General features: G+C 60.4%; 23 protein-coding genes. 7 read left to right on the top strand and 16 right to left on the bottom strand.

All coding sequences use genetic code 11. The features are described from left to right. A partial coding sequence (locus tag ACIQ36_RS06885; protein WP_395827324.1) for a GlxA family transcriptional regulator occupies positions 1 to 793 on the top strand: 793 nt, incomplete at its 5' end. A gap of 12 nt (positions 794 to 805) precedes the next feature. Here ACIQ36_RS06885 and ACIQ36_RS06880 read toward each other — a convergent pair. The 3 genes from ACIQ36_RS06880 to ACIQ36_RS06870 form a co-directional block, all read right to left on the bottom strand. Next, positions 806 to 2,929: a methyl-accepting chemotaxis protein gene (locus ACIQ36_RS06880; protein ID WP_395827321.1), complete on the bottom strand. Its 2,124-nt coding sequence runs from the start codon at positions 2,927 to 2,929 to the stop codon at positions 806 to 808. Between the two features lie 583 nt (positions 2,930 to 3,512). After that, positions 3,513 to 5,579, bottom strand: coding sequence for a PIG-L family deacetylase (locus ACIQ36_RS06875; protein WP_395827318.1), 2,067 nt, complete (start codon positions 5,577 to 5,579; stop codon positions 3,513 to 3,515). A gap of 7 nt (positions 5,580 to 5,586) precedes the next feature. Then, a complete protein-coding gene (locus ACIQ36_RS06870; protein WP_395827315.1) occupies positions 5,587 to 6,780 on the bottom strand; it encodes an ROK family transcriptional regulator in 1,194 nt (397 codons plus the stop codon). A gap of 198 nt (positions 6,781 to 6,978) precedes the next feature. Between ACIQ36_RS06870 and ACIQ36_RS06865 the strand changes: the two genes are divergently transcribed. From ACIQ36_RS06865 to ACIQ36_RS06840, 6 genes are all read left to right on the top strand, one after another. Further along, positions 6,979 to 8,244 carry an extracellular solute-binding protein gene (locus ACIQ36_RS06865; protein ID WP_395827312.1) on the top strand — a complete coding sequence of 422 codons (1,266 nt, stop codon included), beginning with the start codon at positions 6,979 to 6,981 and terminating at the stop codon, positions 8,242 to 8,244. A 68-nt stretch (positions 8,245 to 8,312) separates the two neighbouring features. Continuing rightward, a complete protein-coding gene (locus ACIQ36_RS06860; RefSeq protein WP_395827309.1) occupies positions 8,313 to 9,215 on the top strand; it encodes a carbohydrate ABC transporter permease in 903 nt (300 codons plus the stop codon). Then, positions 9,212 to 10,030, top strand: coding sequence for a carbohydrate ABC transporter permease (locus tag ACIQ36_RS06855; RefSeq protein ID WP_395827306.1), 819 nt, complete (start codon positions 9,212 to 9,214; stop codon positions 10,028 to 10,030). Before ACIQ36_RS06860 ends, ACIQ36_RS06855 begins: the two co-directional genes overlap by 4 nt. Positions 10,031 to 10,035: 5 nt before the next feature. Beyond that, on the top strand, positions 10,036 to 11,538 hold the full coding sequence (gene argH, locus ACIQ36_RS06850) for an argininosuccinate lyase (protein WP_395827303.1): 1,503 nt from the start codon (positions 10,036 to 10,038) through the stop codon (positions 11,536 to 11,538). After that, positions 11,538 to 12,593 (top strand): ABC transporter ATP-binding protein, encoded by a 1,056-nt coding sequence (locus tag ACIQ36_RS06845; RefSeq protein WP_395827300.1) that lies wholly within the window; start codon positions 11,538 to 11,540, stop codon positions 12,591 to 12,593. Before argH ends, ACIQ36_RS06845 begins: the two co-directional genes overlap by 1 nt. Positions 12,594 to 12,596: 3 nt before the next feature. Then, positions 12,597 to 13,502, top strand: a complete 906-nt coding sequence (locus ACIQ36_RS06840; protein ID WP_395827297.1) for an ROK family protein — start codon at positions 12,597 to 12,599, stop codon at positions 13,500 to 13,502. Between the two features lie 97 nt (positions 13,503 to 13,599). Here ACIQ36_RS06840 and ACIQ36_RS06835 read toward each other — a convergent pair whose 3' ends face one another. The 13 genes from ACIQ36_RS06835 to rhaM form a co-directional block, all read right to left on the bottom strand. Then, positions 13,600 to 15,621 (bottom strand): methyl-accepting chemotaxis protein, encoded by a 2,022-nt coding sequence (locus tag ACIQ36_RS06835; RefSeq protein WP_395827294.1) that lies wholly within the window; start codon positions 15,619 to 15,621, stop codon positions 13,600 to 13,602. A gap of 93 nt (positions 15,622 to 15,714) precedes the next feature. Next, on the bottom strand, positions 15,715 to 16,704 hold the full coding sequence (dhaK, locus tag ACIQ36_RS06830; RefSeq protein WP_395827291.1) for a dihydroxyacetone kinase subunit DhaK: 990 nt from the start codon (positions 16,702 to 16,704) through the stop codon (positions 15,715 to 15,717). Positions 16,705 to 16,713: 9 nt separating this feature from the next. Further along, positions 16,714 to 17,382 (bottom strand): dihydroxyacetone kinase subunit DhaL, encoded by a 669-nt coding sequence (gene dhaL / locus ACIQ36_RS06825; RefSeq protein WP_395827288.1) that lies wholly within the window; start codon positions 17,380 to 17,382, stop codon positions 16,714 to 16,716. Between the two features lie 29 nt (positions 17,383 to 17,411). Then, entirely contained in the window at positions 17,412 to 18,440 is a 1,029-nt protein-coding gene (locus ACIQ36_RS06820) for an ABC transporter ATP-binding protein (protein ID WP_395827286.1), read from the bottom strand. Then, a complete protein-coding gene (locus tag ACIQ36_RS06815) occupies positions 18,433 to 19,536 on the bottom strand; it encodes an ABC transporter ATP-binding protein (protein ID WP_395827283.1) in 1,104 nt (367 codons plus the stop codon). Before ACIQ36_RS06815 ends, ACIQ36_RS06820 begins: the two co-directional genes overlap by 8 nt. A 5-nt stretch (positions 19,537 to 19,541) precedes the next feature. Further along, a complete protein-coding gene (locus tag ACIQ36_RS06810) occupies positions 19,542 to 19,739 on the bottom strand; it encodes a hypothetical protein (protein ID WP_395827279.1) in 198 nt (65 codons plus the stop codon). Beyond that, on the bottom strand, positions 19,736 to 20,692 hold the full coding sequence (locus ACIQ36_RS06805; protein WP_395827276.1) for a carbohydrate ABC transporter permease: 957 nt from the start codon (positions 20,690 to 20,692) through the stop codon (positions 19,736 to 19,738). The genes ACIQ36_RS06810 and ACIQ36_RS06805 overlap by 4 nt, the downstream gene beginning before the upstream one ends. Next, positions 20,689 to 21,591 (bottom strand): carbohydrate ABC transporter permease, encoded by a 903-nt coding sequence (locus tag ACIQ36_RS06800; protein ID WP_395827273.1) that lies wholly within the window; start codon positions 21,589 to 21,591, stop codon positions 20,689 to 20,691. Before ACIQ36_RS06800 ends, ACIQ36_RS06805 begins: the two co-directional genes overlap by 4 nt. A gap of 130 nt (positions 21,592 to 21,721) precedes the next feature. Further along, the gene (locus ACIQ36_RS06795; RefSeq protein ID WP_395827270.1) at positions 21,722 to 23,053 is read right to left on the bottom strand and encodes an ABC transporter substrate-binding protein; all 1,332 of its coding nucleotides are present in this window, start codon (positions 23,051 to 23,053) and stop codon (positions 21,722 to 21,724) included. Positions 23,054 to 23,091: 38 nt separating this feature from the next. Next, positions 23,092 to 24,168 (bottom strand): LacI family DNA-binding transcriptional regulator, encoded by a 1,077-nt coding sequence (locus ACIQ36_RS06790; protein WP_395827267.1) that lies wholly within the window; start codon positions 24,166 to 24,168, stop codon positions 23,092 to 23,094. Between the two features lie 264 nt (positions 24,169 to 24,432). Further along, positions 24,433 to 24,705, bottom strand: coding sequence for a HipA domain-containing protein (locus tag ACIQ36_RS06785; RefSeq protein WP_395827264.1), 273 nt, complete (start codon positions 24,703 to 24,705; stop codon positions 24,433 to 24,435). Continuing rightward, positions 24,684 to 26,018 carry an FGGY-family carbohydrate kinase gene (locus tag ACIQ36_RS06780; protein ID WP_395827261.1) on the bottom strand — a complete coding sequence of 445 codons (1,335 nt, stop codon included), beginning with the start codon at positions 26,016 to 26,018 and terminating at the stop codon, positions 24,684 to 24,686. The genes ACIQ36_RS06785 and ACIQ36_RS06780 overlap by 22 nt, the downstream gene beginning before the upstream one ends. A gap of 3 nt (positions 26,019 to 26,021) precedes the next feature. Beyond that, entirely contained in the window at positions 26,022 to 26,336 is a 315-nt protein-coding gene (gene rhaM / locus ACIQ36_RS06775; RefSeq protein ID WP_395827327.1) for an L-rhamnose mutarotase, read from the bottom strand. Positions 26,337 to 26,362 lie beyond the last annotated feature (26 nt).

Below are 26,362 nucleotides of genomic sequence, written 5' to 3'. Positions count from 1 at the left end.
TTCAATCCCAGCCGATTCCGGGCTGATGCCGCCCGATAAGTTCGATTGCGTAGCGATTATAGGGCCTCTCTTACGCAATATCGACGCGATTCCCCCCGAGATTCACCCCTACTTGCGGCAAGTACAGACACATGGACGATTGCTTGCGGGTCTCTGTACGGGATCGTTCGTGCTGGCAGATGCGGGACTCATGGACCAGCGCAATGCCTGCCTTCATCCCTATCATGCGGATGATTATCGCAGCCGCCATCCTGGCCTCCGCTTCACGCTTGATCGGGACTTTGTCGAGGACGACGGCATCGTCACGGTTCCTGGCGGCCTCTCCGTCATCAGTTTCGCGACGCACCTGATTTCCAAGTTCTGCGGTCAGGAGCGTGCAACCAAGGCCGTGTTCCAGATGACGATGTCTGACCGGGAAGTGGAATCTTCGGTCAAGAGAATTGTGGCGTTAGGCCGTCAGCACATTACCAACCACCGCTTGCGCCGCGCGATCACCCTCATGGAGCGTGACTTGCAAGCGCCCGGAACCATCGCCGATATCGCCGACACGCTCGGTATGAGCGAGCGGCAGCTTGAACGCCTGTTTCGCGAAGAGTTGCAAACGACGCCCAAGGTATTCTGGATTGATATGCGCCTTCGCTATGGGCGCTGGTATCTGTTCAACACCGAAAAGGCCGTGACCGAGATCGCCTATCTCACCGGTTTTTCCGATTGCGCGCACTTCATTTACCAGTTTCGCAAGCGGTTTGGTGCAACGCCGGGCAAACTCCGCAAGGCGGTGCAGCAAATATAATCCGCGCCCAGTTCAGGCGAGTCGGACATTACCGAGAAAGGCCTCGGTCGTCTGGGAGAACTCAGTCAGGTTTTTCTCCACAAGCGTTGATGTCTCAAACAGGCGCGCGGCGGCCGACTGTGTTTCCTCAACCGAGCCTGAAACGGCTTTCACAACATCCAGCGTCTGCGCGAGTGTTTGCGATGCGTCTGCAACATTCTCGCTAATTTCCTGCGTGGCGTCCCGCTGTTCGGCGACAGCAGCACTGACCGTCCCGGTATAGCGGTCGATGTCACGCACAAGGCCGACAACAGCCTCGATAGCCTCGACGGTCCCTTCGGTTGCGCCCTGTATCGACGCGATATGAATGACGATTTCCTCAGTTGCCTTTGCGGTCTGTAGTGCCAGCGATTTCACTTCGGATGCGACCACCGAAAAGCCCTTTCCAGCGCTGCCGGCACGCGCGGCCTCGATCGTCGCATTTAAGGCCAGTAGATTTGTCTGCGCGGCGATGTTCTGGATGAGCGAAATCACGGAACCGATCTTGCCCGCGGCATCCGAAAGCCCCTCAACCTTTCGGCTCATGGCCTGCGCGACCGAGGAGGCGTTGGTGACAACGGTACTGGTTTCCTGGAGATTGCGGTCGATCTCGGAGATTGATGCGGTCAGCTCGTTGGCAGCGCTGGCGACGGCAGCCATGATCTGGGATGAGCGCGTAGAGGCCTCCTGCGCGATCCCGGCGCTTGAATGCGAGCGCGTCGAGATCTCGATGAGTTGGTTCGCGGTTTTTTCCAGCGCGCTGCTGTTGTCCGAAAATTGTTTCGTGAGCAGCAAGCTGCTGCGCCGGAAGCGATCGATTTCCTCATCCACGTGGGTTTGGCGCATTGCCTGCGCTTCGACGTGACGCAGGTTCTCCCGCGTCATTGCATCCCTGTCGCGTACTGTATCCCTTAAGGTCAGAAGCGCCAAACTCATGCGGCCGATTTCATCTTTGCGCCGGGTTTGCGGAACATCGGCCTCCGCATCTCCGGCCGCGAGACCGAGCATAGCCGCCTCGATGCCCGGCAATGGCCCGATGAGCCAGCGCGAGTAGATCAGGCATGCCGCGACCGCGAGTAGAATGATCACGCAACCTGCGGCTGCCAACTTGTAGCCCATCGCAAGGACTGGGGCGTTCATCGTCTCGGGTGAGATGGCGCCGAAGATTTGCCAGTCGATCCCGTCGAGCACGAACGCGCGCTTCAGGTAATAGAGCGGCTCAGGCGAAAAGCGCTCGACTGTCGTGGTTGTGCCGGTCCCGAGAGCGCTCAGGACAGACCAGTCGGCGTCTTTTAAGCGATTGAAATATATGTCATTCTCAGCCGTTGCCGGGAGATCGACACGGAGTGTCTGGTCCTGCGCCACAACAAAAAGCTGGATGGCACTCTGGTGATCGGAGGCGAAAATCTTTTCGAGCATTTCGGGGCCGATCCGAACGATCAGCGTGCCGGAAACAGCACCTTGCCGATCCAGAATCTTGCGACCAAGAAGCATTGAAGCGGTGTCCGCAGCGGGTAAGTGGGGCTCGAAATCCTGCAGGAGAATCGTTTCCGGCGGCTTTGCGGCGAGCGTGCGATAAAAGCGGGCGACAGCGCTGCCATCGGCTCGATCTGCGAGATTTGCCGTAAAGATAGAATCTTTCTCAAGGGAATAGATCACCTCGCCGGCAGCATTGACCAGGTAAATGTCCTTCGCGCTCTGCGTTTCCGCCGCCGTTATCATCCAAGGATGATATTTAATGTGCATTTGCGAATAGAGTGAGGCGTCGCCAGGGTCGATCACTGCGCGCGCCGCGCCGACGTGATTGGCGAACAGGCCCCGCAGTTCCCCGGCCCGGTCTCCCGATACGCTCTCCCAACCAAACTGAAGCTCTCGCACCGCTGCGAGAACATTTGGGCTTCCTGCGATCAGCGTGATCGAGCGGCGCAGCGTATCGAACGACGTCTGCGCGGCATCGACCTTCCTTTCCAGCATCAAGCTGACGTACTGGGTCGATAATTCGTGTGTCGTCTGTCGGGCAGTCAGGAACGCAACAAGACCGACTGGGAGCCCAAGGATGATGACCGAGCCAGCCACCATTAAGATCCCGCCTGCGAACAGTTTTGAGAGAATGTTCATGGGTGTCCCTGTCGGTTTGAGTGTTGCTGGCGGCACCTCGCCGGTGATCGCAAGAACATCATGAGGGAGCAGTCGCTTCTTGGAGCAAGGCGTCAAAAAATATGATGATTCCGACATAATGTTTTGGTCAGACTTGGCGTTCTCCAGTTCGTGTTGTGAGGCTTCAGAAGTAAGAGAGCCTTCACGCGGCGAGTAGCTCGAGCTTCTAAAAATGATGCAAAAGCCCGTATTTTAATACGTTTTTGCTGTTCTAGGCTTATAGAAGTGGCCCCGAAACGGTTGCCGCAGCATCGTTCCTTGCAGGCGTTGAGGGGGCTGAAAGGCGCTCGAAGCTAGATTGAAATGTCGGGTTTATTTTATGCGCGAAGTTCCCGCTAAGGTCGCTGACAGGCTTGGTCGAGGCCTTGCGTCACCAAGGGCACGCCGACACCGGTGGCGACGATTAAGGGCTGCACAAAACCTGGGGTATAGGGCGTGAGCTGCGACAGGTGGTGTTCTGTTTCAGATCACCCTGCTGCACCGCACCTCGCCGCAGCGGTGCGGTTTGTCCTCAAAAACCTGCCCTGCGATTAGGCGCCGTCGCCTATCCCGAAACCCTGTCGGTCGATAGAAGATTGACCAGCAGCCGGGCCGCCCCTGGGACCAACGCCGGGATCTGATGGTGCAGCGCAAGGGCGCAATGGACTTGCTGCCCCTCGCCATATTCTGCCACCAAAAGGCTGCCCAAGAGCGGCTCTTCCCCTCGGTCATGCACCGCTAGCAAGGGCTGCCACGCCGCTGACTGCCACCCTTGGGCAAAATACAGCCCCCGTTCCCGCACCCAGCCCTGCCAATCGGTCGGCGATAGCGGATTGGGATGAGTGAAAAGGGCATGGGTCGGCTCAAGCACCGTCACCGGGCCATCGGGCTCGCAGGCCCGGAAACGCAGGGAGGGGGTGCCGATGGTCAAGGGTTGCACGGCGGCATCCGGCCCCCAGTGATCCATCGGACGATGATAGAGGGTGACGAGCCGCGCCCCGCGCGCAACGGCGGTAAAAATCTCCGCCCGGCGCGCTAGAGCCTCAGGGCAGCGCCGCCAGCCCATCGGGCCAATGAGGATTGCATCGGCACTTGCAAGCCCCTCGATTCCCGTTACCGCGAACCCCAATTGCTGAAGGCAGAGGCCGAGGTCCGTGCGTTCCCCCTCCAGCACCGCAAGACGGCGCTTCAGGGGAAGGGCGACACGCATCAGGGCGACCCTCAGGTGCGCCGGAAAATCCTGCTGCACCGGGCCGACGTGCGGGTAGTGGCTGGCGTACCTTAGGACGGCAGGGCCATCCGCAAACCTAAATGAAATCTCGGAAGTGCCGTCGATCGCTTCGGCGGCGGGTTGAAGGGTTAGCCGCCATTCGCCGGGGCGTAGGCCTGCGGACCAGTCCGCCAGCCAACCGGGCGGTAGGATCGCCTGCGGACAGGGGCCATTCGTTGTGACCGGCAGCGTCAACGGGCGCGGCGCGGCTAGATTATAATAGGCCCCCGCTGGCAGGCTCGTCAGCCAGGCTGATTTGGGTGATGGTTTGGTTTGGGGTGACGGCGTGTAAAGACCGTCTTCCAGCAAAGAGTCCAAGGCGGCAAGATCGGCGCGCAAAGCGTCGAGACGCACGGCAAGCGGCGGCGTTTTCTCGCCAATCCCCGCCAGCAAACCGCGCACCTGTGCCAGGGCACCGCGCATGCGCTCGTCATGGGGGAATTGATTGCGCAAGAGGCCAACGGCTGCCGCCACCTGGGCCACTGCCGGATCGTCAAAATCAGCGAGGCTTGCCGGAAGACCGTCGGTTATCCCCCGCTCAGGCCCGGTTTCGCCGACGCGGGACGCCAGTAAATGCAACGGGCGATGCCGGGCGCGGTCCGGCGACGGCCACACCCCCATACCCTGACTGGCATGGGCGGCGCGCGACCATTCGCCCAACTGCTCCCAACTCATCCCCGTCAGCGCGTCGTAGCCCGAAAGATCGACCAGCGTCGTTGCGGGGGGGGGCGGCTCGGCATCGTCGTAGCTCTCCCCGGCCCCACTCCACGCGGGCAGATAGAGCTTGCCGATGGTCCAAGCCGGGCCAAGGTCAGGGCCGAAGGCCGGTTCGGCAGCGGCTTCCCACGCCTTCAGCAGGGTTCGGGTCATAGCACGATGGTGGCCATGCTGACCGGGAACATCGAGAAAGCACGGCAGTACCACATCCGGGCGGAAGCTGCGGATCTCCCGCACCAGCCGCCGCAGCACCTCCTCCGCGCCCCAGCGGCGCAGCGTGTCTTCGGCGGATTTGCTGAAGCCGAAATCGGCAAGCGGATCATTGGCCGCCCCGGTATCGAGAAGCGCAGAGGACATGCCCAAGCGCTTGGCCGCAACGGCCATTTCCGCCGCGCGCAGCACCCCCAGCGACGCGCCGGTTTCGGGGCCGATGCTATTCTGCCCCCCCTGCCCGCGCGTGACGCAGACATAATGCACCCGGTGCCCGTCCCCCAAGGACCAGCGGGCAATCAGACTGCTGGGTTCATCATCGGGATGCGCCCCGGCGATCAGGATGCGCACGGCAGACCCAAGGCGGGTAAACACCCGCCCGATCCGAATAAGGCGGGGGTGCGCGGCGGCGTGATCTAAGCGGGGGTCAGGCATAGTAACCTCAGCGGTCGGACAGCGGCAAGCCGGGGTCGTCGGACCCGGATTTGCGCAGGCTGGCGGGTTGGGGAGACAGGGTTTCGAAGACCGGTAGGGCCGCAGCCCCCTGGGCCTGCCCATCCGGCCCGAGCGCGGCAGCCGTCACCCTAGGGAAACGCCGGTCGTGCGTATCGGCGATACTAGGATCAAGGGGATGCAGGGCAGCAATCAGCGCGCTCAGAACCGGGGGCGGCAAATTTCCACCCAGGACGATGGACTGCGGATCGAAAAGATTTTCGAGAATACAAATTGCCCGCCGCAGTTCGGGCACCGCCCCGGCGATCCAAGCGGCGGTCGCAGGAGCCGACGGGTCGGCGAGGCTCGCGGGATCGGCCCCGGCGGCGGCAACCGCGCGCTCCAACGCCAAGCGCGACACATGGTCTTCCAAAGGGCGACCGTCGCGCGCCGGGATCAAACCGATCTCCCCGGCGTTTCCCCGCATCCCGCGCAATGGATGACCGGACCGCGCATAGGCCCCGCCAAGACCGACACCGAAATGCAGATAGAAGAACTGCTGCATCTGCCGGGCGGCCCCGTAGAGATATTCGGCGCGCGCGGCGGCGGCGGCATCGCGTTCCAACTCAATGGGCAGATCGAGAAGCTGCGTAAAGGCCCCGATAATATCGACCCCGCCCCAATCGGGCAGCGTCATCGGGCTGGAAAAATCGGCACCATCGACCGCGAACGGCCCCGGCATGGCGATACCGACGCCCCAGAGGGGCGTGGAGCCGGTGATTGCCGTTAAGTCGGCCACCAGCGCGGCGGCTTTCGGTAAAACCTCTGCCGGGGTTGCCCGATCCAGTTGCAGCGTGCGCCGCGCCCGCGTTTCGCCGACCAGATTGACCAAAATAGCGGTGAGTTGGCTCTGTTCGACCGTCAAACCGATCGTGGCGGCGCCGTCCGGGTTCAGCACCAAGTCGATTGCCGGCTGGCCGCGCTTGGCTTGGCGGCGTCCCTCCTCCAGCAGCAACCCAGCATTGAGGAGTTCCGCGACGATGTTGGAAACGGTCTGAGCGGAAAGATGCGTCATCCGCGTCAATTCCGCCCGGCTCACCGGCCCCTTCAGGCGCACGGCTTCGATCATCACGTTGCGATTGAACGAGCGCGCATAATCGAGATTGGTGCCGCCAGAGGGGGCCATCCCAGAGGGGGCTTTCATCGTCGGCTCCCGGCAGTTTCACCGATTGTTTGATCGATCCTTACGATTCTCCCTTTACAAAAGCCGCTTTCTTTCTTCAAATCAAGTGAATTGAATTAATGCGGCGGGCCAATCGGATTAACAAAACCCGCCCAACAGATGGAACGCACCGCCGGTCATCGGGGCCGTCGGGCGCAAGGCTTCAACGGGGAGTGGGATATGATTCAGCGGAACACGCGGTTGATGGGGCTTCTGGCAGGGGTAGCCGGGCTGGTTTGGTCCGCTGGGGCCGCCAGCCAGACCGTCGAAATCACCTATTGGCAGTATTTTCTGAAGGAGAAGGAGGCGGTTGTTAACGAGCTAATCGCTGAATTCGAAAAAGAAAACCCCGGCATTAAGGTAAAGCACGAAACTTTCCCCTATGCGAATTACGGCACCAAGGTTGCAAGCTCGGTCCCGGCGGGGGTTGGTCCCGATGTTATCAATCTTTTCTACGGCTGGTTGCCGCAATATCTGAAGGGCGGCTATTTGCAGCCGCTGCCCGAAAAAGATTTTCCTGCGGCGGAAGTGGAGAAAGACTTCTTCGATCTGGTGCAAGCCGCCAAGGTCGACGGCAAATATTATGCCCTACCCACCGCCGTGCGCTCGTTGGCGCTGTTCTATAATAAAGACCTATTCAGCAAAGCCGGTCTCGACCCGGCCAAGCCGCCTGCGACCTTGCAGGAGTATCTCGACTATAGCCTGAAAATGACCGAGCGCGACGGCAAGGGGAATATCGTCGTCGCCGGGTCGGCGGTGCATCCTGCCGGTCAAGGGCAGCACTTCATCCGCGAAGTTCTGTTCCGCCAGTGGGGCGTTTCCCCTTATTCGCCGGACAATAAGAAGGTTGCCTATAATACACCCGCCGGGGCCGAGGCGTTCCAATGGTATCTCGACCTCATCACCAAGCATAAGGTCGGTTTCCCTGGGTTCATGACCGACGATGTGACGGCTTTCCGCTCGGGCAAAGCAGCGATGAATATCGACGGTTCCTTCCGCCTCGCCGCCCTCAATGCCCAGGCGGGCTTGAGTTATGGCGTGGCAGAACTGCCCGCGCACAATGGGGTGAAGTCGAATTTCGCCTCTTTCTGGGCGCATGGCATTACCAGCAGCACCAAGGGCGCAAAGCTTGATGCCTCGGTGAAATTCCTCAAATACATCACCTCTGAAAAGACCATGAAGGTTTGGCTGACAAAAGTCGGCGAGCTTCCGGCGCGAAAGTCGGTCGCGCTGACGCCGGAGAATTTGAACCATCCGCTCTATGGCCCGTTCATTCGGGGCCTCGACTATGCCCACGCCACCTATTTCATCGACGAAAGCGGTCAGCGCCAAGTGATGCTGGATGCGGTGGACGAAGCCGTTTCCGCCGGGCGCAGCGGCAAGGACGCGGTGAAGGCGATGGCCGAGCGCGAGCAGCAGTTGCTGGACGAATTCTACGGAAAATAGACCCGCAGCCCTGTCCCCCCTTTCACGCGCAAGGCCGTTATCGCCTGCCCTGCCGGAGCTAGAATCCGATGCGCTTTTCGACCGAGCATCTGACCATCCGCCAGCGCCAGGCGATGACGGCCTATCTTTTCCTGGCCGTTCCGGCGGTCTTTTATACGGTCATCCGCTTTTATCCGGCGTTGGAGAGTTTCTACCTGTCCCTGACCCGGTGGAATATCGTGTCCCCAACCAAACAGTTCGTCGGCCTCGCCAATTACGAGCGGCTGATGAAAGACCCGCTGTTTTGGAAAGTCATGGGCAATACCTTCGAATATGTCGCAATCGGGCTACCCTTTGGGTTGGCCTTGAGTTTTCTGATTGCCTATTTCCTCGATAAAGTCTCCTTCGGCCAAGGTTTCTTGAGGGCACTCTATTTCTTGCCGCATATCGCCTCGACCGTGGCAATGGCCTGGGTTTGGCGCTGGCTGTATCAGCAGCCGCCCATTGGGCTGTTCAACAATCTGATCACCGATCTCGGCGGCGATCCGCAGCGCTTTCTAACCTCCACGACCCAAGCGATCCCCGCGATCACCGCCCCGGTCGTTTGGGCCGGGTTGGGCTTTAATGTCGTGATTTTCCTGGCGGGCCTGAAAGCCATTCCCGAGACCTATTACGAAGCGGCTCGCATTGATGGGGCCAGTAATTGGCAAATCTTGCGCCGCATTACCCTGCCGCTGCTGAAGCCGACGATCCTATTTCTCGCCATCATCAACACCATTCATCTGCTGCGGATTTTCGATCAGGTCTACACGATGACCCAAGATGGTCTGGGCGGGCCGGTTAATTCCACGAAGCCAATCGTGCTGCATATTTATCAGACGGCGTTTCACAAGTTCGACATGGGCTCGGCCTCCGCCGCAACGGTCGTGCTCTTCGCTATCCTGATGCTAATCACCCTCATCCAGATGAAGCTTCTGGGGAAAAAGCCATGATGTCGCGCCGCCTGGGACAATGGGTTATGGCGCTGGCCCTGCTGGCGGGGGGAATTCTGTGCATTCTGCCGATCTGGTTGATGCTCTCCACCTCGCTCAAATTTAGTGCCGATGCCTATGATCTTTCGTTGATCCCCGCCAATCCCACGCTGGGAAACTATGTTAAAATCCTCGGCGAAGGCCGGTTTCCGCTGTGGTTTGCCAATAGTATGATCGTCGCCCTGGCGACAACGGCGAGTGTGCTGTTTTTCGATAGTCTTGTCGGCTATACCCTCGCGAAATACCGCTTCCGGGGTCAGAAGCTGGTTTTCATCCTGATCCTCTCGACCCTGATGATCCCCACCGAAATGCTGGTCATCCCCTGGTATGTCATGGCCAAAAATTTCGGCTGGATGGATAGCTATTGGGGCATCATGTTCCCCGGCATGATGACCGGCTTCGGGACGTTTTTGATGAAGCAATTCTTCGAAACCGTCCCGGACGAGCTGCTGGACGCCGCCCGCATCGACGGCCTGGGGGAGTTTGCGATTTTCCGCCGGATCGCCCTGCCCCTGGTCAAGCCCGCTTTGGCGGCCCTCGCGATTTTCATCTTCCTTGGGAATTGGGCCGCGTTTTTGTGGCCGCTGATTATCACCAACTCGCGCGATCTTTATACGCTGCCGGTGGGGATGGCCTTCTTCAGCGGCGAACATCAGGCGGAATGGGAAATGATCATGGCGGGGGCGGCGATTGCCTCCCTCCCCACCCTGGTCGCCTTTCTGCTGTTCCAACGTCACATCATCAAGGGCATCACCCTGTCCGGTTTGAAGAGTTAAGCATCATGCCCCATGCCGATACCTCCCGCTTCCCCGCCGAAAGCTATAAGGGTGCCGTACTGTCGCCCCTCTTTGACGAGGCGAAGGCGCATTATTATCAGCCGCTCCAGCGCATTAACCGGGCGCATGGGGTGATGCTGGCCGAACAAGGCATCCTCAGCCGCGCCGAAGCCGGGCGCATTCTGGCGGCGCTGGAGGCGATTGATGCGACCATCGATCTTCCTGCCCAGACCTATACGGGTCAGTTCGAAGATCTGTTTTTCGTCGTCGAAGATGCCCTGTGCCAGCGTGTTGGGCGGGAGTTAGGTGGGCGGCTGCATACCGGGCGCAGCCGCAACGATATCGACGTTACTCAGTTCAAAATGGTGATAAAGGGGCGCTTGGACCGCACCATCGCCCATCTCTCGGGCGTCATCCGGACGCTCTTGACGGTGGCGGAGCGGGAGAAAGAAACTCTGGTCGTCGCCTATACCCACGGCCAACCGGCGCAGCCAACGCGCTTCGGTCATTATCTCGCCGCCCTGGTCGAGGTGCTCTTGCGCGATCTTAACCGGCTTTTGAATGCGCGGGACGATGCCGACCTCTGCTCGATGGGCGCGGCAGCGATTACCACTACCGGCTTCCCGCTGAACCGGGAACGCATGGCCGATCTTTTGGGTTTTTCCAGCCTTCAGCTCAATTCCTACGGCTGCATCGCGGCGGCCGACTATCTGATGAGCGTCTATAGCGCCCTCAAGGGTCTGTTCCTTAATCTGGGGCGGTTTATTCAGGATATGAACCTTTGGTCTGGGTTCGAGGTCGGGCACCTCTACGTGCCGAACGCCTTCGTGCAGATCAGCTCGATCATGCCACAAAAGCGCAACCCCGTTCCTATCGAACATATGCGCCTGCAACTGTCGCACGGGGCCGGGCACTGCGATACCGTGCTGCTGACCCTGCATAATACTCCTTTTACCGATATGAATGACGCGGAAGGGCCGACTCAGGCCGCAGGGTACGGTGCGTTTGCCGTGGCCGATCGCATCTTGCCCCTGTTCGCCGATTTCATCGCGGCAGTGCGGATCAATGAAGATAAGGTCCGCCGCCATATCGACGAAGCCTGTCTGGTGATGACCGAAGTTGCCGATTCGCTGGTGCGGTTGGAAGGCCTGTCGTTCCGCCAGGGGCATGAGGTGGCGAGTAAGCTTTCTCGGCATCTCGTTGATCGCGGCGTCCCGGCCAGTGCCCTGCCGCCCGAAGATTTCAGCCGCCTGTTCGCCGAAGTGGCGGGCCGCCCGCCCCGGCTACCGCTGGCCGAGATTCAAGCGCTGGCAACGCCGGAACATTTTATCGAAGTGCGTACCTTACCGGGGGGGCCGGGCAAAGCCGCCCTCGCCGCCGCCCTAGATATTTACACCGCCCGGCTGGCCGAGCTTTCGGCCCGCCACTCGGTTGCAACAGACCGGGAAATTGCCGCCGCCGAGCGCCTCGCCGCTGCCGTCACCGCCCTGATTGCGGAGGCTGCATAATGGCCGCCGTCGAACTCTCCGGGCTGGTCAAACGCTACGGCGGGGTGACCACTGTGCACGGGATCGATCTTGCGATTGCCGATAAGGAATTCATCGTGCTGGTCGGCCCGTCCGGCTGCGGAAAATCGACAACCCTGCGTATGATCGCCGGGCTCGAGGATATAAGCGCGGGCACAGTTTCCATCGGCGGACGGGTCGTGAATAACGTCGCGCCGAAGAACCGCAATATCGCGATGGTCTTTCAGAATTACGCCCTCTATCCGCATATGAGCGTGCGGCAGAATATGGGGTTTGGGCTGGAAGTCGCAGGAGCCCCGAAGGCTGAGGTGAAAGCCCGCGTTGAAGAGGCCGCCGCCATACTGGGGCTGGAAGCGCTGCTGGAGCGCAAACCCGGCGAACTCTCCGGCGGTCAGCGGCAACGGGTGGCGATGGGGCGCGCGATGGTCCGCAGTCCGCAGGTATTTTTATTCGACGAGCCGCTCTCCAATCTCGACGCCAAGCTGCGCAATACCATGCGCTCCGAAATCAAAAAGCTGCACCAGACGGTGCAAACGACGGTGATCTACGTCACCCACGATCAGGTGGAGGCGATGACGCTGGCCGACCGTATCGTCATTATGAAAGACGGGCGGATCGAGCAGGTCGGCACCCCGATGGAGGTTTACGAGCGCCCGGCCAATCTGTTTGTGGCGGGTTTTATCGGGGCTCCCGCGATGAACCAAGGGCCGGGCCGCGTGCTGAACGGGCAAGCCCAGGCCTTCGGATTTTCCGCCCCAGCCCCCGGCGCGACTGAGGGGCAGGCGGTCGTGCTGGGAATCCGCCCCGATGATTTGATTATTGCCGATGGCGGGGTTCCGTCGCGTGTGGTTCTGGTCGAACCGTTGGGGTCCGAGTCGATCCTAACCCTTGACCGCGACGGGGTTGAACTGGTGATGAAGGTCAATGCGCGCGACCTGCTCAGTCTGCCCAAGGTCGGGGATAGTCTGCCGCTTGCTCCGCTGCCCGGCCGGTTGCACGTCTTCGATGCCGCCAGCGGGCAGGCGATGCGGGGCTGATGCATGTTGCACTTGGGAATCGATCTCGGCGGCACAAAAATCGAAAGCGCGCTGTGCGGTGCCGCCATCGATCATCCGCTGTGGCGCAAGCGCGAGGCAACCCTAACCACCGGCGGTCCCGAGGCTCTGATCGGCCAATTGGCCGACCGGATTTTGCAAACGCAGCAAGAGGCGGGCGACGGGCTGACCATCGGTCTCGGCCTGCCCGGCTCCATCGATCCCGCCAGCGGTATGGTTCGAAACTGCGTTATGCCCTGGCTTGATGGCATCCCACTGCCGCAGGCTTTAGCCGAACGGGCGGGCCAGCCGGTCGCCGTTGTGAATGACGCCCAGGCCTTCGCCCTCTCCGAAGCCCATTTCGGGGCGGGGCGTGGGGCGCGGACCGTTCTGGGCGTGACCATCGGCACGGGGGTTGGCGGCGGCTGGGTGATCGACGGCCGCTTGCACAGCGGACGGCACGGAATTGCCGGGGAGATCGGCCATTTCACCCTCGACCGCGACGGGCGGGCCTGCTACTGCGGACGCACCGGCTGCGTCGAACAATATCTCTCCGGCACGGCGCTGGAACGCCGCTATGAAGAACTATCCGGCCTGCCGCTGCCCCTTTGGGACATCGCCCGCGAGGCCGAGCACGGCAATCTCGATGCCGAAACGGTAATGCAGGAACTCTTCGCGGCCTTCGGCCAAACGATCGGCAGCCTCATCAATATCTATGACCCCGATGTCATCGTTATCGGCGGCGGCGTGTCGGACGTCAAAGGCCTGTTCAGCGATGGGATTGCCGCCGTTGCCCGGCAGGCCATGGCCGCGCCGCTCACCACCCGGATCGTTCCGGCGCAATTGGGGGCGGCGTCCGGGGTGTTTGGGGCTGCGCTGGTCGGCGCGCAGTCCGCGACCAACGTTTACTGACGGAAGCCGACAGGCGGCCCGATTTCTTCGCCGCGTTCGGCCCGAAGTGCGTGAGACGGACCTGCACTTATCTGGGCTGCGACCTGCCCCCCCTAATTCAAGCACTGACCTCGTTCGAGGCGATTGTCTTGAGGAAACCCTCGAACGCCTGGGTGAGCGCTTGTGAATTGCTCTTGATATGGCCCGAGACAGTATCGACCGTTTGCGAGGCCGCGCCTGTGGCTGTGGCGGCGGCTTCGACGATCCGGATGCGCTCGGTCACTGTGAGCGTTCCCATCGCGGCGCGGTCGGAACTATGGGCGATTTCGCGGGCGGCTTCGCGCTGTTGCTCCACCGCCGTTACAATTGCCGCCGACATCGTCGTAATACTGCCGAAGAGACGGTCAACCTCCCGAATCGCCCGCAGCGTTTGATCGACCTCGCCTTTGATATGGCCGATTTGTTGACCGATTTCCTCCGCCGCATGGGCCGTTTCGCGCGCCAAAGTTTTAATTTCGCCTGCGACCACGGCAAAGCCGCGCCCCGCCTCCCCCGCCCGCGCCGCTTCAATCGTCGCGTTCAGGGCAAGAAGATTGGTTTGCGCCGCAATCGCTTCGATGAATTTCGACATTTCGTCCACCCGCCCCACGGCCACAATCAGCGCTTTTATGGTGTGATCGGACGTTTCCCAGGCTTCGGCGGCGGTTTGGGTGATGTCGGTCGAAAGGCTGGCCTGCTCGGCGATATGGTCGATCGAGGCCGCGAGTTCGATTGCTGCCGCCGCGACGATCCCAACGCTCTCCGACGCGCCCTGAACCGCTTCGACCACGCCCCGGCTAGCCTCAATGGAACGGTGAGCCAGCGCGCGCATATCCCCCGACTCGGTCGCTAAATGGTCAGCCGCCTGCTGCAAGACGCCGACGATGGCCTGAACCTTGGTTTCCAGATGGGCCGCAAGCTCGGCAAGGGCGCGCTTTTTATCGTCGGCTGCGCGGATTTTTGCCTCTTCCGCCGCCGTGCGGGCACGCTCCACCTCTAAGGCCGTCTCCCGGAAAACATCAAGGGCCGCCGCCATCTGAGCTATTTCGTCGGTGCCGCGCAGGGCAACCCGATAGTCAAGATCTCCACGTTTCAAGGCTTCGACGCCCGCCGTGAGGGAACGCAACCGCAGGGCAATCATGCGATGACCGATAATGACGCTCAAGAGAAGCGCCACCACGAACCCCGCCGCCATTATCAGTGTCAGCACTTGCGTCCGCTGCACAATCAACCCGCTCACCCGCCCGGCGGTGGTTTCCGTGCGGGTGATAATGCCGGTCACGGTCGCCGTTACGGCGTCGTTTAAACTATCCGCCGCGCTGAGAACATCGGCCAGTACGGTACGCACCTGCCCCGCCTGTTGGGCGCGGGTTTGCGCCAGCGCCAGCACCCCCGCCTCACCTAAAGCATTGCGAAAGAGATCATCGGCAAATTTAGCCCCAAACTCGGGCCCGGCAATCCGTGTCTGGACGAAACGCAGCGCCGTAAAATCATCGGTCGCGCTAGCCTTCAATCCGAAGATCGACTCGGGAACGGTTGTCAGCGCGGCTTTAAACAGCGCTTGCCGAATCGCCGCAAGACGCCTCAGCGCTTCCAGCGTATCGACCGACGCGGCAAGCGTGCCCTGGGCCGCGCTGGTGACGATTAGATCGCTCAGATCGGCCGCGGCCCGATCCGCCCGCCCCAATTTCATGAGCAAACCCGCTTCGGTCTTGAGATAGGTTTCCTTCGTGTCGCGCAGAATAAGGGTGGTTTTCTCCATCTCCGCGAGGGCGGCGGTGTAACCGGTATCGGCCCCGCCCTGGGCCCCCATCTCCGCCACCAGTTTTTTCAGTGCCTCCACCCGAAGTTCGATGGCAAGCGAATCCTTGTCGAGACTGGCGGTATCGGGCGAACGAGCAATGCTGGGCGCGCTCGCAACGAACTTCGCCACCCCCGACGTAAGCGCCCCCTGCCGGATCAACTCGGGAATATCGCCCGTGCTGACCTCATTAAAATCCAGCGAAATGCGGCGGAAGCCGTCTAGCCCGACCGTCCCGGAGAAAATGAGGATCAGCAGCAGACCGCTGAAGGCCAGTGCCAATTTTTTTCCTGTCGACATCCTGGTATCCCAACGGGCAAGGCTCCGCCGTCCGTGGGACTCACTCATGAGGCCCACGGCACAACAAACGGCGTTTTAAAAGGGAGTGTAGAGTTACAGGCCCCAGCGCAAGGCGGGCGTATGAACCGGCGCGTCCCACAGCCGTTTCATCTCCGCGTCCAGCAGGCAGAGCGTAATCGACGCCCCCGCCATTTCGAGCGCGGTCGTGTAATTGCCCACCAACGAGCGTTCGATGGTTAAACCGCGCGCGTCGAGAATTTTGGCGGCGCTATTGAAGAGCAAATAGAGTTCGATCAGCGGTGTTGCACCGAAACCATTGACGTGCAGCAGCACTTCTGCGCCGCGCGCCGGCTTGAGATCGGCAAGAATGGCGTCAAGAAGATCGCTGACGATGGCATCGGCGGTTTTGAACTTCTCCCGGCGGCGGCCGGGTTCGCCATGAATCCCCACGCCCATTTCGATTTCATCCTCGGCGATATCGAACGTCGGACGCCCCGCTGCGGGCACGATGCAGGAGGTGAGCGCCACGCCCATCGAGGCGCATTGCTTATTCACATGGTCGGCAATGGCCTTGCACTCGGCCAAATCGCGCCCCTCTTCGGCAGCGGCCCCAACGATTTTCTCGACGATCGTCGTCCCCGCAACCCCGCGCCGCCCGACGGAAAAGGTAGAACCCTCTACCGCGACATCATCATCGACCATCACCAACATATTCTCGATTTCGAGCATCTCGCTCGCCATCTGGAAGTTGATGCTGTCGCCCGCATAGTTTTTGACGATAAACAGAATGCCCTTACCGCTATCCACGGTTTCGGCGGCGGCGATCATCTGGTCGGGCGTGGGCGAGGTGAAGACCTGCCCAATGCAGGCAGCATCCAACATGCCTTTGCCGACAAAGCCGCAATGAAGGGGCTCATGGCCCGACCCGCCGCCCGAGATAAGCCCCACTTTTGCCGTGGCAGGCGTCTTACGGCTGACGAAAGTCGGCTCGAAAGACGCGGTTACCAAGTCCGGGTGCGCCCGGACGAGACCGGCCACGCTTTCGGGAATTAGAGTGTCGACGTTGTTCAGAAACTTTTTCATTTTCCCCCCTCACGCGACCGCGTTGGCATCGGTCTTGGACGCGCCGATGGCCTGTTCAACCGTATCACAAACTGCCGTAATGGCGACTTGGCAGGATTTCGAGCCGGGATCGATATGACCGATAGCCCGTTCCCCTAAAAAGGCCGCGCGGCCCTTGGTGGCCAGCATATCCTTTGTGCCGAGCATGCCTTTCAGCGCCTCAGCCCGCAACGCCTGGCAGAGGGCGGGCGTATCGCCCTGAACCGCCAGCGTTTCGAAAGTCTGGGCGACCGGAATGAGGACGTCCAGCATGGTTTTCTCGCCCAAGCCCGCCTTGCCGCGTTGGCCGATGGCAGCTACCCCCGCCGCAAAGGCCGGTGCGAAGGTGGCGGCGGTAATCGCTTCCGCGCCCTGCTTGCGCAAAGTTTCGCCCATCGCCATGAAGAAGCTGGCAATCAGCGGCCCTGACGCGCCGCCGATGCTGGATAGTAGTTTTTTGCCGATACGAATGAACACTTCATCGGGGGTAAGAGGGCGCAGGGTTTCTTCCATCGCGGCCACGACGGCACAGCCGCGCGTAATATTGATAAGATGGTCGCCGTCACCGATTTCACGATCCAGCGATTCAATATCGGCCTGATGGGTATCGATGGCCTCTTGCACGGCCTTCACGCAGCGCAGAATAAACTCGGTTTTCATGATCGTTTCCTCAGCATAGTTTTGTTTGGTTAGGCCGGAAGCCGGTCGCCGTTCCGGTCGAAGAACTGGCAATGCTCCAGCGGAAAACTCAGGCGAATATCCTGTCCGGGGTGGATCGGTTGATCCGAGCGCACCAGCGCGCGGACTTCCAACGCGCCCTGCTCGGCCACCAGGATTCGCGTTACCAGCGAATGTTCGATGGCCCGGAAGGCGTGACCGGCGGCGCTGGGAGCATCCGCCGAAACGCGCACGTCTTCCGGCCGAATGGCAACATGGGCGGCGGCGGGCGGCACGGCTGCCGCATCCGCCCCCAAGGTTGCCGGCGTGAGAATATTCATCGGTGGGGAGCCTAAACGCCGGGCCACGGCCAATGTATTGGGATGGCCGTAGACATGTTCCGGCGTGCCGACCTGCCCGATCCGCCCGGCCTCCATCACGGCGATCCGGTCGGCCAGCGTCAGCGCTTCCACCTGATCGTGGGTGACATAGACGGTGGTTGTCCCCAGGCGGCGCTGAATGCGCTTCAACTCAACCCGCAGTTCTTCGCGCAGTTTGGCGTCGAGCGAGGACATCGGCTCGTCCATCAAAAACAGCCGGGGCTTGCGCACCAGCGCCCGGCCAATGGCGACGCGCTGCATCTCCCCGCCCGAGAGCGCCGTGGCCTTGCGGTCCAGCTTATTTTCGATATGGAGTAAGGTAGCCACTTCCGAAACCTTAGCCGCGATTTCATCGGGCGGCAGGCGGCGACCGGGCGCGCGCAGGGGGAAGGCAATATTGTCGCGCACGCTCAAATGGGGATAGAGCGAATATTGCTGGAAAACGAACGCGACATCGCGGTCAGCCGGGTAAAGGCCGGTGACATCCTGCCCATCCATCAGAATACGGCCCTTATCGGGGGCCTCTAGCCCCGCCAAGAGGCGCAGGCTTGTGGTTTTCCCAGCCCCGCTCGGCCCCAGAATAACGAAAAACTCGCCATCCGCGATTGTCAAATCAAGCCCATCGACAGCGCGAACCGGGCCGAAGGATTTGGAGACGGCGGCAAAGGTTAAACTAGCCATGATAGCCTCCGGCGGTGCGGGCCAAACTGGTATCGCTGGGAAGCAGCTTTTCGGTATCGGCGTCGAACAGCACGATTCGGCCCGTGTCCAGGCTGAGCCGAAGCGTTTCGCCGGGGGTGAGTTTGGCGGTGCGCCCCGCTTCCACTTTCACCGGCCCGGCGGCGGTGACGAGGGTGGCGATTTGATGGGAGCCGAAAAACTCCGTCGCCACCACCTCTCCCGCAAGCGCGCCGGTATCGCTGATATGGCACTGGCTGGGTCGAATGCCGATCTTGGCGCGGGCAGCCCCGGTGCGCGGTATGGGAATCCCCAGCGCTTGCCCGGCGACCTGCACGTGCGCAACCCCGGCCTCGACCGGCCCATCAATAGCGAGAAAATTCATCGGCGGACGCCCAATGAAATTCGCCACGAACATATTGGCAGGAAAATTGTAAATTCCCTCCGGTGTGTCCGACTGCTGGATTTCGCCGTCCTTCATCACGACGATATGATCGGCCAACGACATGGCCTCGTCCTGATCGTGGGTCACGAAAACCGTTGTCGTCCGCAAACGATTGTGCAGCTTGCGCAATTCGATACACATGAGTTCCCGGAATTCCGCATCGAGCGTGCCCAAGGGCTCATCCATCAAGAACGCCTTCGGCTGGCGCACGATGGCGCGGCCAAGGGCAACGCGCTGGCGATCCCCGCCCGACAAACCGCCGATGCGGCTGCCGAGCAAATGATCGATCCGCAGCAGCGCGGTTGCCTCCTGGATGCGCCGATCGATCTCCGCCCGCTTCAGCCGCTCGTTGCGCAGCGGAAACGCCAAATTCTCACGCACACTCATATGGGGGTAGAGGGCGAAAAGCTGGAACACCATCGCAATATCCCGCTCGCGCGGGCGCACATAGGTTACATCCGCCCGGTCGAGAAGGATCTGCCCAGAGGTGGGCATTTCCAGCCCGGCGATCATGCGCAGGGTCGTGGTTTTGCCACAGCCCGACGGGCCGAGCAGCACGACGAATTTTCCGTCCTCAATCGTGAGGTCAATATCATTGACCGCAACAAAAGGACCGAACGCCCGCCGCAGCGATTTTAAATCGATAGCCGCCATAGCGCCTACTCCGGCAGATAGTTTGAAAGGGCGAAACCGACGGTTCCGATCAGCGTCACCAAGAGGGAGTAGGTGAACAGCACCATGAAAAACGGCTGCGCCATCATGAGCAGACCAAGGCCAATTAGGCCGAGGGTCACGCGCTCCACCCGGCTGCGGGTGAACAGCCGCCGTTGCGGCGCGGGGGGCAATGCGGGCGTCATTTGCGGATCGCTCCAAAGGTGATGCCGCGCAATAATTGCTTGCGGAGCAGCACGGTGAAGACCAGCACGGGCAGAAGAAACAGGGTGGTCCCGGCTGCCATCGCCGCCCAATCCAGCCCGCCTTCGCCGATAATCGTGGGAATGAAGGGCGGCGCGGTTTGGGCATTGCCGCTGGTGAGCAGCAGCGCGAACGCATATTCGTTCCAGGCGAAAATTAGGCAGAAAATGGCGGTTGTGGCGATACCGGTCGCGGCTTGGGGCAGCACGATTTTGATAAAGGCTTGGAACCGGCTATAGCCGTCCACCATCGCCGCTTCCTCATACTCGCGCGGGATTTCGTCCATGAACCCCTTAAGCAGCCAGACCGAGAGCGACAGATTGACCACCGTGTAGAGCAGCGTTAGCCCGAGGTACGTGTCGTTCAGCCCAACCTCCCGGTACATCAGGAAGACCGGAATGGCGATGGCAATGGGGGGCATCATGCGGGTTGAGAGAATGAAGAACAGCAGATCATTCTTGCCCGGCACCTTGAAGCGCGAGAGGGCATAGGCGGTCATCGTCCCCAAAACAATGGCCAGAAAGGTGGAGCCGAACCCAACGATCAACGAGTTGACGTAGCGGTCGAAAAACCGCGACGGCCCGGCCATAAACATGCCCTGCTTGCGAATAAGCGCTTCGTACCAACTGCTGGCGGGCGGTGCCGCCGCCATTTGCTCCGGTGTAACGCGGGTGCGCGTGGTGAAGAGATTCACATAGCCAACCAACGAGGGTTCGGCGATCACCTTCGGCGGGTAGGAAATGGCATCTTCCGGCGTTCGGAAACTGGTCAGGATAATCCAGGCCAGCGGGATCAGGCTGATGACGGCATAGGCGATCACCAGAAAACCTGCGATCCTTCGGGTCCAGGGGCGCGGCTCCAGCGGGCCGGGCACGGGTTTGGCGGGCCTGTTCATCGCTGTTTCACCTTCTCCAGATACCGCACGACAATGTTCGACAAGCCGTAAATCGAGACGAACAAGAGAATGGCAAAGGCCGAGCTATAGCCGGTGCGCCACATTTCAAAGGCCTGCCGCTTCAGATTGATCGAGGCGAGTTCGGTGGCCGAACCAGGGCCGCCATTGGTCAATTGATTGACCAGATCGAACATCTTGAAATTTTCGATCAGCCGGAACAGCACCGCCAGAACCAAAAACGGCATAACCATCGGCAAGGTAATGCGAAAAAACAGCGTGAGGCCGGACGCTCGATCAATCTCGGCTGCTTCGTAAATATACGGCGGAATCGACCGCAACCCTGCCAGCAACAGCAACATCACATAGGGCGTCCACATCCAGGTATCGACCAGAATGATTGCCCAGGGCGCGAGGGTTACATCCCCCAGCATGGTAAAATTTTCAGCGCCGAAGAAGAATTTGATGATGTAGTTGAAAATTCCGTACTGCGGCTGAAAGAAATAGGTCCAAAACGTTCCCACAACCGCAGGCGACAGCATGATCGGCATGAGAATTGCCGTGGTCCAGAAGCTATGGCCCCGGAATTTCTTATTGATCAGCAGCGCCAAAGCAAAGCCGAGCGCCACTTGCAGCACGATGGAGCCGACGACGAAATGCGCCGTGGACTGCAAATAGCCCCACACAGCTTCGTCATTCATCAGCCGGGAATAATTCTCGAGTCCCACGCCGGAGATGGCAGCACTCGGGCGATTGGCGCGGTAGTTGGTGAAGGAGAGGATGATCGTCCAAATCAACGGGAACAGGTTGAAGGCCAAGAGCAGAGCTATCGTTGGGCCTATAAACAACCAGGCAAGCGTTCGGTCGGTCATCCCCCGCTGCGGCGTTGCGGAGCGAAACATCGCGTGACCTCAAGCAATCGGGCGTCGAAAAAGCAGGGGCAGGGCCGAAACCCTGCCCCCCGAGGGGAGGGCGTTTTTGCGGTTCCCGTAAGCGCGCTCGCAGCCGGGCGCACTTTTGGGGCAAATTGGCTTAAAGCTTGCCGTCGTCCTTGAAGATGTCGGTCCAATCTTTCAGCAGACCATCGAGCGCTTCCTGCGGCGTGCCGCGACCGGCAACGACATAATTATGCACCCGCTTCTGCATGGCCTGGAGAAGCTGGGCATAGCTCGGCTCCTGCCAGAAATCCCGCACCTTCTTCAGCGAGTCGAGATAGACCTGGGCATAAGCGGTGCTGGCGGCAAAGCCCGGCGCATCGACGACCGATTTATGCGCAGGCGCACCGCCCACCGCCCACCAGGTTTTCTGAACGCTCGGTTGCGCGAACCACTTCAGATATTCCTTCGCCATGTCCTGTTTTTCGGAATAAGCAACAACCGAAATTCCCTGCCCGCCCAACGTAGCCCCGGCGGCCTTTTGGTCCGGGTTAGAGAAAAAGCCGGTCTTCTCGCCGCCCACATTGGGGTCTTTGGCAATGCCGGGGAAGAAGGCGATGAAATTCATCTGCATCGCCACCTGGCCGGATTTATAGGCGTCGAGATTCTCCGTCATATAGGCATTGGAGTGGCCGGGCGGCGTGCAGCAATCGTACAGCGCCTTATAGGCGGTGAGGGCTTCGATTGCGGCGGGGCTATTCACATAGCCTTTCATATCATACGGCTTATTCGGATTATCGTAACGCGCCCCCCAGGCGTAGAAGGCCGAGGTATAGCCCATGGTAATCCCTTCCGAGCCGCGCTCGGTATAAAGGGCCGCGCCATAGACCTTCTTGCCGTCGATTTCACGCCCTTGGAAGAATTCCGCAACCTGCTTGAGCTGGTCCCAATTGGCGGGCGGGGCCAAATCGTACCCGTATTTCTGCTTAAAGGCGGCTTTCAGATCGGCCCGATTGAACCAATCCTTGCGGTACGTCCAGGCCACCGCGTCGCCCATCGCGGGTAAGGCCCAGTATTTTTTGCTGCCCTTCGGCCAGGTCGAATAGCCTTCGACGGCAGGTTCCAGGAAATCATTCATGCTGATGTTATTTTTTGCGAAAAAATCAGTCAGCTCGACGTAATGTTTTTCGGTCGCCGCCGTGCCGATCCATTGGCTATCGCCGATCAGCAGATCGCAGAGTTTGCCGCGCGAATTAAGCTCGTTCAGCATGCGGTCGGCAAAGTTCGGCCAGGGCACGAACTCGTATTTCATATCGATGCCGGTTTTCGCCGTGAAATCTTTAGACATTTCGACGAGGGCATTCGCGGGGTCCCACGCCGCCCAACACAGGGTGAGGCTTTTGGATTGCGCACTGGCTTGGCCTGTGGCCATAAGCCCAAGCGAAAGCGCAAGAGCGCTGGTTACGACTGAAAGCTGCTTCACAGTCATTGAGGTATCCTCCCGATTTTATTTGGTTTATTCGGTCTTTAAGGCCCGTCGTCCTCCGCCAGCATCGGTGGCTCGAAGCTACTGGAGATATTTTCGCTCGTGATGATTTCGACACGAGGCGGAACGAAGAAGGGTACGCCGCGCTGGTTTTCACACAGCGCCAAGAGTGCCCGCGCTGCGGTGAGAATATTCAGGCGAATATCCTCGTTCAGCACGAAGGAGAGTTTGCCCTTGCTCAGTAAGGCCGCGTTCTGATCGGTGAAATCATGGGCGACGGTTACGAGATCGGGGTCTTTCAGCTTGGCCATAACCGCCCGCAAAATAGCGGAGGTTCCGGCCCCGACATTATAAAACCCGGCTATCGGCACGCCCCCCGCCTCATCGGCAAGGATCGCGGCTATGGCGGCAGTCATCGCCTCCTCCCCTTCCGGAAGATCGGGAATGCGCAGCAATTCGATATTCGGGTAACGCTCTTCCAATAGTTGCGCAAAGCCGATGCGCCGGTCGATTTCCGCCGAAAGGCGATTGCCTTTCTGCGAGGTCAACACTAAACGCGCCGGGCGTTTCGAGCCGACAATTCGCCCAGACAGAAGCGCCGCCGTGCGCCCAGCCGCCCGATTATCCGAGCCGATATAGGCCGCCCGCCCGGTTCCGGCGACGTCCGAGATCATCGTGACGACGTGAACCCCCGACTGCACTAAAGCATTGATGGCAAGTTTAATTTGCGGCTGATCGGGGGCGAGTACGGCCACGCCGTTGCACCCTTTGAGCCCCGCCAACCCATCGGCAAACCGTTCTGGGTCGCTGGCATCGAAGCGATAGGCAAGTTCGGTAATATGACGGTGCCGAAAATCGCTGGCGGATTTAGCGATAACCCGATCCACCATATCGAAAAACGGCGTGCGCGCTGCCGGAAGAACAAAGGCAAAGCGAAAATTCTCTTTTTTTGGCCGCCCGAGCTTGGGCGCGCCCATTCCTCCCGCTTCCATGGCCTCCCGTACTTTTCGCACCGTTTCCGGGGAAACGCCGGGACGCTCGTTAATCACTCGATCGACCGTTGCCGTACTCACCCCTGCGGCCTTGGCGATCGCCCCAATGGCACTTTTGTTTTTCACAACCTCAGGCCCCCTTTGGTTTTTTCACCTTAGCGTCACATAAAAATTAAATCAATCATTCAATCATCATCGCATCAATTTACCTCATTTAATCCTATCAGAAAGTTTATAAACATATGATATATAAGAGACAATTACCTTATGGGCAAATGAACCCGCCCGAGGCGAAACCACCTAAAATGTTTGGTCCTGTTGGCAATCCCCCCAGGCCTTCGGCTCCGTCGGCACAGGATTGAGATGGTAAGTATAAGCGGGCGACAGTGATCATCCCGCTTTTCCAATCCAAAGAAAGCCATGGTTCCGCAGATGATCGTCCTGATTTGAGATCAGCCCGCTAAACACCACGTGCCGATAAAGCGCACTGGCATCTGTCTTCCCTTGCACGCCATAGCAAGCAAGGGCATCAACAATATCGGGATAACTGCCGCGCTCACCATCCCTCAATCCCGTCATCGTCATTGCCGATAGAAACGGAATCCTAATTGCGCCAGCGCGTTTAAAGTGACATTGCCGGCTCAGCCCAAGGCCTGCCGCCACGCCTGCCGATAGGCATCCCAGGGACCGTCCAGGGGCACGATCGCGGTGTCCGTCTTAGGGGGCGGGATTACCCCAACCAGCAGCGCCGCCCCCAGCAGCGTGCCGGCGGCATCGTCCGACAGGGCGAGCGTTTGCCCACGCCGCATCGCCGCTAGTCCGCCTGCGAGAACCGCATTTCCCGCCATCGGCCCTTCCAGGCGAATCGACCCTTGGCTGCCGCAGAGATCAAGGCAGACATCTGTCATGAGGGCGAGATACAGGCTGGCGAGGCTCGCCCGCCCATCTGCCGATAGATCGCCCGCCCAGATTTCGCCGCGCCGACCGGGAAACGGCCCGCCGGTCTCGGAGAAACTCGGCAGGATCATGGCCCCTGCCGCCATCAGATCGCGGGCGAGGCCCGCGTCGGGCGTCCCAAGACCGCCGGTCAGCACCTGATACTCCCGCCCTCCCATAAAGCGGGCACAGGGAACGGGTGCGCCAAGGGCGTCGACATTCGCAAGGCAATCTCGCGTCGGATCGAGGGCCGACAGGGGCTTGCCGCCCCCCATCGCGATAATCCAAGTACCCGTGGAGACGACCGAAAACGGCCCCTCCGCCGCGAGGCGGTGACGCAGAAACGAGGCGTTGCTATCGTGAATCCCGGCACGCACTCGGCAGGTCGGCAGCAGGCCGGTTCGGGTGGCAATCGCGGGGGAAATCAGCCCCACGCTTTCCCCGGCACCCGCAAGCGGCGGAAAGAGCGCCCCCCAGCGCTGGCGCACGACGAGGCTCGAAAAGCCGCGCGTGATAGGATTCCAAAGGTCCGTATGACACCCCAGCGACGTGACCTCGCTCACCGCGCGCCCACTCAAGCGGAACGCCCAATATTGCGGGTAGGTCAAAATCCAGCGCGCCTGCGTAAACCGCTCCGGGAACTGCTGCTGGAGCCAGAAAATTTGCCGTCCGAGATTGAGGCCCAAGGGCAGATCGGGGGAGAGGGTTTCGGCAAAATCCGGGCGGCTGGCCCCATAGGCCGCAGCCTCGGGCAGCGGCGTTTCATAATCCAGGATAGGCAGCGCCAGATCGCCCGCCGCTGTCACGAGCGCGGCACAGGCCCCGTGAGTGACGGGCACGATGTCGGTGATCGGAAAGTGCCGCGCGGCTTCGGTCAGTTTTTCCAACAACCACGCTTCCACCCCGGCGGCATCGGCATGGGGATAGGGCGGCACATCGATGGGTAAATTCGGGCGCGTGGCAGACCAGACCATCTGCCCCCCATCGAGAACGCACAGCTTCAGATTGGTTTTACCAACGTCGAAAACCGCAATCGTCATGGGTCAATCCAGATGAAAAACGCACGGGAGCGGGCGGACCACCGGCGCATTATCCGGGGTCACGACCATCAGATCGGCCATAAAGGCCCACCAGCGCTGCATGATCGGATTCTCTGGCAGCCGGTCCATGCCGTGACCCGCCGTTCGGCGCAAAACCGCGAAGAGGGTTAGGCTATCGGGATCGAGAAAAATGCTGTAGTCCGCAATTCCCGCCTCTTTCAGCAGGGCGCTCAACTCCGGCCAAATTTCATCATGACGGCGCTGATATTCGGCCTCATTGCCCGGCTTTAACCGCATTGCGAAGGCGATTTTTTCCATCAGGATTTTCCTTTCTGGCGTAGGCG

It is taken from the genome of Elstera sp. (assembly GCF_044372965.1).
In the GTDB taxonomy this organism is placed as follows: domain Bacteria; phylum Pseudomonadota; class Alphaproteobacteria; order Elsterales; family Elsteraceae; genus Elstera.
Note: the sequence above shows the minus strand (reverse complement) of the source record. Positions and strands in the feature narration are given on the sequence as shown.

Bases quoted from the DNA above. Each gene is read 5' to 3' on its own strand.
- ACIQ36_RS06795 (WP_395827270.1), bottom strand. From the start codon at position 23,053: ATGACTGTGAAGCAGCTTTCAGTCGTAACCAGCGCTCTTGCGCTTTCG.
- ACIQ36_RS06845 (WP_395827300.1), top strand. From the start codon at position 11,538: ATGGCCGCCGTCGAACTCTCCGGGCTGGTCAAACGCTACGGCGGGGTG.
- ACIQ36_RS06880 (WP_395827321.1), bottom strand. From the start codon at position 2,929: ATGAACATTCTCTCAAAACTGTTCGCAGGCGGGATCTTAATGGTGGCT.
- ACIQ36_RS06865 (WP_395827312.1), top strand. From the start codon at position 6,979: ATGATTCAGCGGAACACGCGGTTGATGGGGCTTCTGGCAGGGGTAGCC.
- ACIQ36_RS06800 (WP_395827273.1), bottom strand. From the start codon at position 21,591: ATGTTTCGCTCCGCAACGCCGCAGCGGGGGATGACCGACCGAACGCTT.
- ACIQ36_RS06815 (WP_395827283.1), bottom strand. From the start codon at position 19,536: ATGGCGGCTATCGATTTAAAATCGCTGCGGCGGGCGTTCGGTCCTTTT.
- ACIQ36_RS06780 (WP_395827261.1), bottom strand. From the start codon at position 26,018: ATGACGATTGCGGTTTTCGACGTTGGTAAAACCAATCTGAAGCTGTGC.
- ACIQ36_RS06835 (WP_395827294.1), bottom strand. From the start codon at position 15,621: ATGTCGACAGGAAAAAAATTGGCACTGGCCTTCAGCGGTCTGCTGCTG.
- argH (WP_395827303.1), top strand. From the start codon at position 10,036: ATGCCCCATGCCGATACCTCCCGCTTCCCCGCCGAAAGCTATAAGGGT.
- ACIQ36_RS06860 (WP_395827309.1), top strand. From the start codon at position 8,313: ATGCGCTTTTCGACCGAGCATCTGACCATCCGCCAGCGCCAGGCGATG.
- dhaL (WP_395827288.1), bottom strand. From the start codon at position 17,382: ATGAAAACCGAGTTTATTCTGCGCTGCGTGAAGGCCGTGCAAGAGGCC.
- ACIQ36_RS06810 (WP_395827279.1), bottom strand. From the start codon at position 19,739: ATGACGCCCGCATTGCCCCCCGCGCCGCAACGGCGGCTGTTCACCCGC.
- ACIQ36_RS06875 (WP_395827318.1), bottom strand. From the start codon at position 5,579: ATGCCTGACCCCCGCTTAGATCACGCCGCCGCGCACCCCCGCCTTATT.
- ACIQ36_RS06805 (WP_395827276.1), bottom strand. From the start codon at position 20,692: ATGAACAGGCCCGCCAAACCCGTGCCCGGCCCGCTGGAGCCGCGCCCC.
- ACIQ36_RS06855 (WP_395827306.1), top strand. From the start codon at position 9,212: ATGATGTCGCGCCGCCTGGGACAATGGGTTATGGCGCTGGCCCTGCTG.
- dhaK (WP_395827291.1), bottom strand. From the start codon at position 16,704: ATGAAAAAGTTTCTGAACAACGTCGACACTCTAATTCCCGAAAGCGTG.
- ACIQ36_RS06870 (WP_395827315.1), bottom strand. From the start codon at position 6,780: ATGAAAGCCCCCTCTGGGATGGCCCCCTCTGGCGGCACCAATCTCGAT.
- rhaM (WP_395827327.1), bottom strand. From the start codon at position 26,336: ATGGAAAAAATCGCCTTCGCAATGCGGTTAAAGCCGGGCAATGAGGCC.
- ACIQ36_RS06820 (WP_395827286.1), bottom strand. From the start codon at position 18,440: ATGGCTAGTTTAACCTTTGCCGCCGTCTCCAAATCCTTCGGCCCGGTT.
- ACIQ36_RS06840 (WP_395827297.1), top strand. From the start codon at position 12,597: ATGTTGCACTTGGGAATCGATCTCGGCGGCACAAAAATCGAAAGCGCG.